6 protein-coding genes, 1 rRNA gene and 1 pseudogene are annotated in these 8,967 nt (G+C 46.1%); all 8 read left to right on the plus strand.

Features of this window, described 5'->3' with window-relative positions; all coding sequences use genetic code 11:
- Positions 1-93 precede the first annotated feature (93 nt).
- Positions 94-510, plus strand: a pseudogene (locus tag G470_RS0110425) (tryptophan synthase subunit beta); the annotation flags it as partial.
- 201 nt (positions 511-711) lie between these two features.
- Positions 712-1,998 carry an extracellular solute-binding protein gene (locus tag G470_RS0110430; protein ID WP_028274760.1) on the plus strand — a complete coding sequence of 429 codons (1,287 nt, stop codon included), beginning with the start codon at positions 712-714 and terminating at the stop codon, positions 1,996-1,998.
- Between the two features lie 253 nt (positions 1,999-2,251).
- The gene (locus G470_RS0110435) at positions 2,252-3,454 is read left to right on the plus strand and encodes a carbohydrate ABC transporter permease (protein WP_084172180.1); all 1,203 of its coding nucleotides are present in this window, start codon (positions 2,252-2,254) and stop codon (positions 3,452-3,454) included.
- Entirely contained in the window at positions 3,451-4,317 is an 867-nt protein-coding gene (locus G470_RS0110440) for a sugar ABC transporter permease (RefSeq protein WP_420806592.1), read from the plus strand. Before G470_RS0110435 ends, G470_RS0110440 begins: the two co-directional genes overlap by 4 nt.
- Positions 4,318-4,367: 50 nt before the next feature.
- A complete protein-coding gene (locus G470_RS0110445) occupies positions 4,368-5,198 on the plus strand; it encodes a DUF1189 family protein (RefSeq protein ID WP_035445580.1) in 831 nt (276 codons plus the stop codon).
- Between the two features lie 11 nt (positions 5,199-5,209).
- Positions 5,210-7,477 carry a glycoside hydrolase family 65 protein gene (locus tag G470_RS0110450; RefSeq protein WP_035445582.1) on the plus strand — a complete coding sequence of 756 codons (2,268 nt, stop codon included), beginning with the start codon at positions 5,210-5,212 and terminating at the stop codon, positions 7,475-7,477.
- A gap of 161 nt (positions 7,478-7,638) precedes the next feature.
- Positions 7,639-8,307 carry a beta-phosphoglucomutase gene (gene pgmB / locus G470_RS0110455; protein WP_028274765.1) on the plus strand — a complete coding sequence of 223 codons (669 nt, stop codon included), beginning with the start codon at positions 7,639-7,641 and terminating at the stop codon, positions 8,305-8,307.
- A 466-nt stretch (positions 8,308-8,773) separates the two neighbouring features.
- A 16S ribosomal RNA gene (locus G470_RS0110460) occupies positions 8,774-8,967 on the plus strand; the annotation flags it as partial.

The following is an 8,967-nucleotide window of genomic DNA, read 5'->3' on the forward strand; positions in this document are numbered from 1 at the left end:
TTTCATTTAGTTAAATGAATAGAAACAAATAACCGCATTTATATTAAGGGTCATTTAGAATAAAGGTTACCGAGGAAAACTTGACGCATACATAAGAATGCAGCTACCTTGACAAACGGTCAAATAGTAGTTGAACACGGTATGAAGACGTATTTCTTAACTGATAAAGAAGGAAAGGTAAAAGACACCTATTCCATTTCAGCTGGTCTTGACTACCCGGGAGTCGGCCCTGAACATGCGTACTTAAAAGAGAGTAACCGGGCGGAGTTCCGAGCTGTCACAGACAAAGAAGCTGTGGAAGCATTCACTCTATTATCAAAAACAGAAGGCATTATTCCGGCTTTAGAAAGTTCGCACGCGGTTGCTCATGCGATCAAAATGGTCCCAGAAATGGATAGAAAGCAAATTGTTGTCATCAACTTGTCGGGGCGCGGCGATAAAGACGTGGAACAAATAGCAGAGTTTTGGAAGAAAAGTAATAACAAGAATACAATAATGGATACCTCATAAGGTCCTTCCCGCTGAACAGAAGGGCCTTGTTTTTCTATTGTCCACAGTCTCTCCCCGCGTTGTCGGGCGGAAAAAAGAGCCAAAGCGGATATGGGGATCATCTTGTTACCGATAACATTCAAATAGGGTTTGAATAAACGGCAAAGATAACAGATAATAGAAATGTAAACACTTACATAAAATTTTAAGGAGGATCAGTACATGAGTAAAACAAAATGGAAAAAATATGCGTTAGGTTTTGTTTCGGCTAGTGCGGTTGTTCTTTCAGCGTGTGGAGGCGGAGAAGATCCCGCAACTGATACGGGTGGGCAAACCGGCGGCGCAGCAGAAAATGACGGCAATACACTGGAAGTAGGAGTAGGGTCAGACTACGTAGCTTACGTTGAAGCGATTGCGCCGGCTTTTGAAGAAGAGCATGGTGTGACGATTGAAGTGACCGAGCGTGACATGTTCGAAATTCTAGAAGCGCTGCCTCTGGATGGTCCGTCCGGATTGGCTCCGGATGTCATGCTCGCACCGTATGACCGTATCGGAGGATTAGGGCAGCAAGGACACCTGGCTCCTGTGACGCTTCCTGATGACGGGCGTTACGACGAAGTGGACCAACAGCAAGTGACGATCGACGGCACGCAATACGGTTCGCCGTTTGTGATTGAAGCGTTGGTAATGTACTGGAACCAAGATTTATTGGACAGTGCGCCACAAACCTTTGAAGACCTTGAAGCACTCACCGAAGACGAACGCTTTGCATTTGAAAGTGAGTCCGGAAAGAGCACAGCCTTCTTGGCAAACTGGGTAGACTTTTATAACTCGTATGGGTTGTTGTCCGGGTACGGCGGATATGTCTTTGGACAAGACGGGACAGACCCATCTGATGTCGGTTTGAATACTCCGGGAGCCATCGAAGGAATCGAATACGCCACTCAATGGTTCCAAGAAGTCTGGCCTCAAGGGATGTTGGACGTAACCAGCGCCGGGGACTTCATCGATGAACAATTTATCAGCGGCAAAGCAGCGGCCATCATCAACGGTCCTTGGGGAGCCGCCAACTACAATACCAACGAAGTCAACTACAGTGTCGCGCCGATTCCAACCTTGCCAAATGGAAATGAATACGAACCGTTCGGCGGAGGAAAAGGCTGGATCATCAACAACTATTCTGAAAACTTGGAAATTGCCGAAGAATGGTTAAACTTTGTGACCAACGAAGAAAACATGATGCTGCTGCATGAAGAGTACACAAACGAAGTGCCGGCCAACCAGCATGCTCGTACTGCCATTCAAGAAACTGGAGAGGATGAGTTGGCGGTGGCGGTAATCGAACAGTACAACAACGCGGTACCGATGCCGAACATCCCAGAGATGGCCGAAGTCTGGACAGGAGCAGAGACAATGATGTTTGATGCCGGTTCTGGAAATAAAACTCCGGAACAAGCAGCGAATGATGCGGTTCAAATCATCTCTGACAACATCGAACAAAAATATTGATTCTACTATATAGAAGAATCCTGTAGCGCATAAACTTTGAAAATGGTTCGGCGGAGAGGAAATGAAGCGCTGCTGAACCATTTTCAAGTTTCGGCCGTCTTTGGAAAAGGAGTTGAGTGCAGTGGAAGGAACTGCATCTGCAAAAAAGTTAGCATTCACTAAAAGAGAAACTCAGCAGATTAAACGAGCTACTCTAGCCTCTCTTATTCCTGGTGGAGGACAATTTTACAATAAACAAGCATTCAAAGGTATAATGTTCTTGCTGATTTTTGCCTTGTTCATCGTTGAAATGGCTGTCTTTGGAATAGCGGCAATTGAAGGATTGGTTACACTGGGGACCACTCCCCGTGAAGACCATTCTTTGTTCCTTCTGATTGAAGGCACCCTGCAGCTGTTGGTCCTTTTGATTTTCTTTTTGTTCTATGGAATCAATATTTACGACGCCAACCGAGTGGCTAAAATTCGTGCAATTAACGCGGATAACGTGAACACTTCTGCAAAAGACATATTGATGAATGCCTTTCAAAATGGATTTGCTTACCTATTAACCATTCCGGCATACCTTGTCATGATTTTTGCTATTGTCTTCCCGGTCTTGGTGACCATCTTTATTGCGTTCACCAACTATGACTTCACCAATGTTCCGCCGGCCAACTTGGTGGACTGGGTAGGGCTGGAGACGTTCACCAATATTTTTACTTTAAGCACTTATCGTACGACGTTTGTCTCTGTATTTTCTTGGACCGTCATCTGGACGTTGAGTGCGACCACACTTCAACTGGTCATCGGAATTTTCACGGCTGTGGTGGTCAACCAACCGTTCGTGAAGTTCAGACGGGTTTTCGGTGTGATATTGCTTCTGCCGTGGGCGGTGCCGGCATTCATCACCATTTTGACATTTTCCAATATGTTCAACCCGAGTATCGGAGCTATTAACTCCCAGGTGATTCCGTTTTTGAACAGTTTGATTCCATTTTTTGAAATTCCGGCCATTTCATGGAAAACCGATCCGTTCTGGACAAAAGTTGCCATCATCATGATTCAAGGATGGCTGGGTTACCCATATATTTACGTCTTGACGTCTGGCATCTTGCAGTCCATTCCAAACGATTGGTATGAAGCAGCGGTTATTGACGGCGCAACGGCCCTTCAGAAGTTTCGGTACATTACGCTTCCGCAGATTTTCGCAGTGGCTGCGCCGATTTTTGTCACTCAATACACCGGAAACTTCAATAACTTCACGATGATTTACCTGTTCAACGAAGGAGGACCGGGAAGTGTAGGAAGCGGAGCCGGTTCGACAGATATCTTGATTTCCTGGATATACAAACTCACAACCGGGCAATCGCCTCAATACAACGTCGCAGCGGCAGTCACCTTGATCATCTCGGCAGTCGTCATCACCATCTCGATGATTGTTTTCAGCCGGACGCGCGCGTTTGAAATGGAGGATTGAACACAATGGCAAAACAGAAAAGAATCCGGACACAAAAAAACCAACGCTTTTGGAACAAGCTTTTCACGTATGCCTATTTAATCGGTTTATCCATCGTGGTCATCTATCCTTTATTGATCACAATCACATCGGCATTCAAAGCCGGGAACTTGATGGCTTTCGACCTCAGTTTTGACGCCAACTGGACGTTGGACAACTTCAGACGTTTGTTTAATGACACGCTTTACACCCGCTGGTACATGAGCACCTTGCGCGTGGCGGTCATTACGATGCTGATCCAAGTATCAGCCATCACGCTGGCAGGTTTCGCTTACAGCCGGTACCGCTTTGTAGGGAGAAAATCAACATTAAAATTCTTTTTGATTGTGCAGATGGTTCCAACGATGGCTGCTTTGACGGCATTCTACGTAATGGCATTGCTGATTGGCGGATTGGACCAACATTGGTTCTTGATTTTTATCTATATCGGCGGAGGCATTCCGATGAACACCTGGCTGATGAAAGGGTACTTTGACACGGTGCCGATTGAACTGGATGAATCCGCGCGTCTCGACGGTGCCGGACATGTTCGTACATTTTGGCAGATCATTCTGCCGCTCGTCCGTCCGATGATTGCGGTGCAGGCATTGTGGGCGTTCATGTCCCCATTTGGAGAGTACATGTTGGCCCGGTTCTTGCTGCGTTCGCCTGAGAACTATACAGTGGCGATTGGTCTTCAGACGTTCATCAATGATCCCCGGCAGCAACGTGTGGCATTATTCGCCGCGGGAGCCATTCTCATCGCGGTTCCGATTTCGACCTTGTTCTTTTTCTTGCAGAAGAACTTTGTTGCCGGTTTGACAGCTGGAGGAACCAAAGGCTGATGGTGAAAAAGAGTGTGCACCAAGCCCAGAAGTAAGGCAGGGTAAATATAATGAAAACAGATGTGTTTCCAGTCAATTATTTCAAAAGCATATGGACACCGATATCAGCATTTCGTCATCGTCATCAACTGGGCTGGCCGGGAATCGTGACGGTACTGTTCTTTTTGAACGCACTGCTGACCATCCCGGTTACGCTTCACTACGCTCAGATGGACACCTTTCCGTTAGAGCGAGTGTATCCCAAAACAGCGGAGTTGATGAAACAACAGCCGGTGGACGCATTTCAGGCGGCAAGTTACAAAAACGGGAAAATGAAAATGGGCGAACCCTTTCTGTATTCTGAAGGAGACGGAGTAGTGGGAGGCGGACTGAACCAGGAAGAAGCGGAAAACATACTGGCAGAAGATACGGTTATCTTATTTGAAGAAACACATCTGCTGTTGAAAGAATCCGGTCTTCCGACGTCAACTGTTTCGTACACTCAAAACTTCTCGCTGGAAAACACTGAGAATGGAGCGGGAGTTGTAGAAGAAGTAAGCAGACAGTGGTTTGCACAAAACAAAGTATTTGTTGTGGCATTTTTTTCATTGCTGCTGTCAGGGTTCTTGTTCGTCATGTTGGGACTTCTGGTCTTCGGGGCATCTGTGTTTCTGTATTTGACCAAATCAAGCCCGCTCACCAGCATTTCGACCTATAAAGAATCCGTTAATCTTCTATTGAACCTCATTACGCTTCCGACGGTTGCGGCTATGTTTGCGGGGCTTATCCGCTTCGATATTTCTTGGATGCTGATGCTGCAAACATTCGGTTTGATGATTTTGTTGTTGGTCCTGTATGCTAAGACAACCTTTAATGATAATAAACTAACTACTGCTGCTTAGGAGTGAATAAAATGAAACGCTTATTTGAAATCGATCCATGGAACATCAGAACATCAGAACTAGACAAAGAAAACAAACGTCTCCAAGAAAGCTTGACCTCCATCGGGAACGGATATATGGGGATGCGGGGCAACTTTGAAGAAGGATACTCCGGGGACACGCATATCGGAACGTATTTGGCAGGAGTATGGTTTCCGGACAAAACTCGGGTAGGTTGGTGGAAAATCGGTTACCCGGACTATTTCGGAAAAGTCATCAACGCCGTCAACTTCATCTTGGTGGATATCTTCATTGATGGACACCGCGTGGATACAGCCACGGATGAGATAAGAGACTTCCAATTGAATCTGGATATGAAAGAAGGCATTCTTACCCGAAGTTATATATGGGTGCAAGGCGAGAAAGAAGTACAGCTTTCTTTCAAACGATATGTCAGTGTAGCCACAAAAGAGTTGGCAGTTATTCAAGTGGAGGCCAAAGTTCTCAAAGGGACCGCGGATGTCACCTTCATCTCTAAAATTGATGGAGACGTCGAAAACGAAGACGCCAACTATGACGAGAAGTTTTGGTTGGAAGTGGACCGAAAAAGCGGCGAAAAAAGTTTTCTGACCACGAAAACAAAAGAAAACCCGTTTGGGACAGAACGGTTCACGGTCACTGCAATGATGCAGAACGTGACAAATGGGCACACCACCCAAAGCGTCTCGGATGAAGACATGCTGGTGGCGGAACAATTCGAATACACGTTGAGTGAAGGCGAAACGGCTGAACTGACCAAACTGGTCTCAGTGGTCACCAGCCGCGACATTCCACTTGAAAGTCAACGCGAAAAAGCGGAAACGATCCTGAACGTTGCAGTGGAAAAAGGAGCCGAACGGTTGGAAGAAGAACACACACAGGTGTGGGAAGAGCGCTGGCACAAATCAGATGTGGCTATTGAAGGCGATCCGGCCGGCCAACAAGGTGTCCGTTTCAGTATTTTCCAATTATTCTCCACTTATTATGGCGACGATCCACGGTTGAATGTCGGACCTAAAGGGTTCACCGGAGAAAAATACGGCGGTGCGACGTACTGGGACACGGAAGCGTGTATCCTACCGATGTACTTGGCGGTCACCGATGAAGAGGTATCTCGTCAACTTTTGATCTTCCGTCACAACCAACTGGAAGGAGCCTTCCTGAATGCGAAGCGTCAAGGCTTGAAAGGAGCGCTCTATCCAATGGTCACGTTCACCGGTGTGGAATGCCACAACGAGTGGGAAATTACATTTGAAGAAATCCACCGCAATGGTGCCATCGCGCATGCCATCTTCAATTACACAACCTATACAGGAGATGAAGAGTATCTTCTTACGAAAGGCGTCGATGTGTTGGTCGCCATTTCCCGCTTCTGGGCAGACCGGGTTCACTATTCCGAGAACAAACAAAGATACATGATTCATGGGGTCACAGGGCCGAATGAATATGAAAACAATGTCAACAACAACTGGTACACCAACACAATCGCTACGTGGACGCTGCGTTATACGCTTGAGAGCTTGAAGCGGGTTGATGAAGCCAAACAGTCGGAGTTGGAGCTTTCTGATTCAGAGTTGGAGCAATGGCAGGACATCATCGACAATATGTACTATCCGGTAGACGAAGAACTGGGTATCTTTATCCAACACGATACGTTTATGGATAAAGAGTTGCGTACCGTTGACACATTGGATCCAACGGAGCGTCCGCTGAACCAACACTGGTCATGGGATAAAATCCTGCGTTCGCCATTTATTAAACAAGCAGATGTGCTTCAAGGCTTGTATTTCTTGAACCATGAGTATACGCACGAAGAAAAAGAGCGGAACTTCGATTTCTATGAACCGATGACCGTTCATGAATCTTCTCTGTCGCCATCTGTCCACTCCATTTTAGCTTCTGAGCTTGGCAAACGGGAAAAAGCATTTGAGATGTATAGACGCACCGCACGTTTGGACTTGGACAACTACAACAACGATACAGAAGACGGGCTGCACATCACTTCCATGAGTGGAGGCTGGCTGTCGATTGCACAAGGGTTCGCCGGTATGCGGACCTATACCGGAAAGTTGACTTTTGCTCCGTATTGCCCGGAGCAATGGGACAGTTATTCGTTTAACATCAAGTACCGCAAACGGTTGGTCCGAGTGGCGGTGAACAAAGAAACGGCCGTTTTCTCCCTTGAAGAAGGAGATCCTTTAACAATTGAAGTGTTCGGGGAAGAAAAACAGCTGGCGGACAGTTTGTCAGTTCCGGTTTAATTATCTGTATCTTTTGAGTGATAAACAAGCGAAGAGCCGCTGAATCTTTTTTAGGCGGCTTTTCTCCATATATAGAAGAAATCCGTTCATTATGCTTTTTATAAGAGAGAATGGATGCTTGTTTCTTAGACGTTATGACGAATTACGGAGGACTGTGTAGGATGAAGGCTTTTATTTTTGACTTGGACGGCGTATTGACAGACACGGCTGAATTCCATTACCGAGCTTGGAAAAAACTCGGGGAGCGTATCGGCATATCTTTCGACAGGGAGTTTAACGAACAGTTGAAAGGTATCAGCCGCATGGAGTCGTTGGAGCGTATTTTGGCGTACGGAAATAAAGAAGAGGAATTCACCGAAGAAGAAAAGAAACAGCTGGCAGCCGAAAAAAATGAAGACTACAAAGAGCTGATTACTCAAATCACTCCGGAAGATTTATTGCCAGGGATCCCCGAATTTCTCGAGGAAATAAAAGAAAACGACATACGGATGGCGATCGCTTCTGCCAGTAGAAATGCACCTGTGATTTTGGAACGGTTGGGAATCATGGAAGAATTTGATGCAATTGTGGACCCAGCTCAACTTCAAAGAGGAAAGCCGGATCCGGAAATATTCTTAAAAGGAGCAGAGTTACTGGGAGTTCCGCCAAACGAATGTGTGGGAATTGAAGACGCAGAGGCCGGTATCGAAGCAATCAATGCAGCAGGAATGTTTTCTGTAGGGGTCGGCACTCCTCAATCGATGAAAGATGCGGACTACAGTGTGGAGCATACAGACCAATTGACGCTGGCGGGAATACTTGAAGCGGCGCGCGAAAAACAATATCTTTAACCCGAGTACCGACTGCTTTTGACAGGCAGTTGGTATTTTTTTCATAAAAAGTAATGAAAATCCAATTTATGTATTGACCACTTGTAGAAAAGATGATAAAGTATCACTTGTCGTCAAAAAGACGCCATGCTTCAAGAAAAAAGAAAATTCCAAATTGGAGTTGACATTTCTTTCGGAAGCATGCTATACTACAAAAGGTCAGCGAGGGAGCGCTTACAATACTAAGATGGTCATAAATACCGCTTAGGAAAATCGCTCAAAAAATATTAAAAAAAGTCCTTGACTTTATAATTGAAAAGCTGATATGATATGAGAGTTGCTGCTGAAACAAAAACAGCAACGAAGTGGACCTTTGAAAACTGAACAAAGCAAAACGACCAAATGTGCAGGGAGTCTTGACACAGTCAAGACAACACCCGCAGAACAATGTTCTGCAACAATTGCAACAAACAAATGAGCTACAAACTTTTACGAGAGTTTGATCCTGGCTCAGGACGAACGCTGGCGGCATGCCTAATACATGCAAGTCGTACGCTGAAGCGCTCTGCTTGCAGAGCGCGGATGAGTGGCGAACGGGTGAGTAACACGTGGGCAACCTGCCTGTAAGATCGGGATAACTCCGGGAAACCGGGGCTAATACCGGATAACCCGTGCCTCCTC

This window comes from Atopococcus tabaci DSM 17538 (assembly GCF_000429585.1).
GTDB classification, from domain to species: domain Bacteria; phylum Bacillota; class Bacilli; order Lactobacillales; family Carnobacteriaceae_A; genus Atopococcus; species Atopococcus tabaci.